At 41.3% G+C, this 3,131-nt stretch carries 1 pseudogene; it reads left to right on the top strand.

The annotated features are described in order from the left end of the window. Positions 1 to 3,131 (top strand): annotated as a pseudogene (locus tag PVV70_RS09610) (hypothetical protein); the annotation flags it as partial.

Here is a 3,131-nt window from a genome sequence, read left to right as displayed (position 1 = left end):
AATGGTTCTCAGCTTTTTGAGACAAATAATAAGTTTTCTACTTACTTAGGTGGTGGCGCTGGTTATAAAGATGGCGTATGGAGTGAACCATCTTTTACAGTAAAAACTGTTAAAGATGATGGCAAAGAAGAAGATAAGACGTATCAGAATGTAGCAGATGCTTTTGAAGGTGTTGGTACATCTTTTACGAACATCAAAAAAGATATTACCAACCAGATTAATCATCTTCAGTCTGATGATTCAGCGGTTGTTCATTATGATAAAACAGCTGGTGAAAATAGTGCTGTTGATTATGGGAGTATAACTTTAGGTGGTAAAGATAAAACCCTCACGGCTCTTCACAATGTTGCCGATGGTAGTATTTCTGAAAAATCGCATGATGCGGTTACTGGTGGTCAGATTTATAACATTGGTGGAGATATAGCAAAATTCTTAGGTGGCGGAGCCTCCTTTAACAATGGAGCCTTTACAGGACCAACCTATCAATTATCTCAGGTTGATACTAATGGTCAGGTAGAGACGACAGAATTTAAAGATGTTGGAAGTGCGTTTGCAGGAATTGATACAAATGTTAAGAATGTGAATAATAATTTGACGAATAAGTTTAACGAACTTACTCAAAATATCACGAATATTACTCAAGAGGTTCAAGGAGATGCTTTGTTATGGAACAAGGAAGAAGAGGCCTTTGTAGCCCAACATGGAGATAAGAAAAGCCACAGTAGGATTACGTCTCTTGCCAAAGGTCACCTTTCGGAAGGATCGAGTGATGCCGTCAATGGCTCTCAGCTTTTTGATAGCAATAAGACTGTTGCGACTTATTTAGGTGGTGGCGCTAAGTATGCAGATGGTCAATGGACGGCTCCTAAGTTCACAGTTAAGACAGTTAAAGAAGATGGCAGTGCCGTTGAAGAGCAGAGCTATGATGATGTAGCAAAAGCCTTCGCGAGTGTTGGTACATCTTTCACGAATATTCATAAAGAGCTTAAGAATGAGATTAGCCAAGTTGTGGGAGACAGTCTTGTTAAGCAGGATAAAGAGAGCAAAGTCATCAAGATAGGAGCAGAAAAAGGTGGTAACAGCATTAATATTGCCAATAGTGGCGATGCCCCACGGACTTTGACAGGCGTTAAATCAGGAGTTGTTTCGGAAGAATCGAGTGATGCGGTTAATGGAACTCAGCTTTATTCAATGAGTAATACACTTTCTAGTTATTTTGGCGGAGGAGCTAAATATGAGGATGGCAAATGGGTAGCTCCAAGTTTCAAGGTTAAAACAGTTAAGAAAGAAGGCGGTGCAGTTGAGGAGGAAAGCTATGAAGATGTAGTTTCAGCGTTTGCAGGGATTGGTACATCTTTTGAAAATCTTCATCAAGAGCTTAAGAATGAGATAAACCAAGTTGTGGGAGATAGCCTTGTTAAGCAGGATGATAAGACGCATGTTATTAGTGTAGGAGGCGAAAAGAGCGGTACGAAAGTTACGTTAGCAAATGTTGATAATGCTGCGCGGACCCTTTTAGGAGTGAAGAGCGGAGAGCTTTCAGAGACATCGACAGAAGCGGTAAATGGTTCTCAGCTTTTTGCGACCAATCAAAATGTCAGTACCGTATCTAACAATCTGCAAACAGCAGCTACGAATATAGCTAAGTCCTTTGGTGGTGGCGCTAAGTATGAAGAAGGGCAATGGACAGCCCCAAGCTTTAAGGTTAAAACCATCAAGGATGATGGGGGTTCTGGAGAAGAGGATTATGCGAGTGTAGCGGAAGCGTTTGCTGGAGTTGGAAATTCTTTCACGAATATTAAAAATGAGCTTAAGAATGAGATAAGCCAAGTAGTGAGTGATAGTCTTGTTAAGTTTGATGACAAGAGCAGGGTTATCAAGATAGGATCAGAGAAAGACGGAACAGAAATCACGTTTTCCAATAGTGAAGGTATGGCCCGTAGCTTGTCTGGTGTGAAGGCAGGAACACTTTCTGCAACATCGACAGAAGCGGTGAATGGCTCGCAACTTTATTCCTTGAATGAGACGCTTGCGACTTATTTTGGTGGCGGTGCTAGTTATAAAGATGGTCAATGGGTAGCTCCCAGTTTCAAAGTTAAGACCGTTAAGAAAGAAGGAGGTTCTGTTGAGGAGGAAAAGTATGATGATGTAGCGGCAGCCTTTGCGGGAGTAGGTACGTCTTTTGAGAACCTTCATCAAGAGCTTAAGAATGAGATAAACCAAGTTGTGGGAGATAGCCTTGTTAAGCAGGATGATAAGACGCATGTTATTAGTGTAGGAGGAGAAAAGAGCGGTACTGAAGTTACGTTAGCAAATGTTGATGGAGCAGCACGGACTCTGTCCGGGGTAAAAGCCGGTTTGCTCTCAGACGGCTCAATGGAAGCGATTAATGGTTCTCAGCTTTATTCGATGAGCAATACGTTAGCGGGATATTTTGGAGGAGGCGCTGGTTATAAGGATGGCGGCTGGATATCACCAGAGTTTAAGGTAGCGCGTTTCAAGAGTGACGGTAGTTCTGATGATGACAAAAGCTATCATGATGTAGCGAGTGCGTTTGAAGGTATTAATGGAAGCATGTCTACGATCAATGATCGTATAAAAGAAGTTGAAAAAGATGTCTCTTCGAATGGTCTGAATTGGAATAAAGAGATTGGAGCTTATGATGGGAAACATAATGGTGCGTCGAGTAAGATTAGCAATGTATCTGATGGCCTTATAGAAGAAGGTTCACAAGATGTTGTGAATGGAGGACAGCTTTGGCAGACGAATGATAGGGTTAGCAAGGTTGAAAGTAAGGTAGATAGTATTGACCAGCAAGTAAAAGATATTGCGACTTCAACGGATGGAGCAGTTAAGTATGATAAAGATAAAGAAGGTCATAAGACGAATAAGATCACGTTAGTTGGAGGCAATGAGAGTGATCCAGTATTGATAGACAATGTAGCCGATGGAAAGATTGAAAAAGGTTCGAAAGAGGCCGTCAATGGAGGTCAGTTGCATGATTATACGGATCAGCAGATGAAGATAGTCCTTGAAGATGCAAAGAAGTATACGGATGAGCACATCAATGATATAGCCAACAATAGTGTTAGTGAGTCCAAAGCTTATACAGATATGAAGTTTGAGACGTT

It is taken from the genome of Bartonella sp. AU55XJBT, from assembly GCF_028618525.1.
This window is presented reverse-complemented; position numbering and strand designations above follow the sequence as displayed.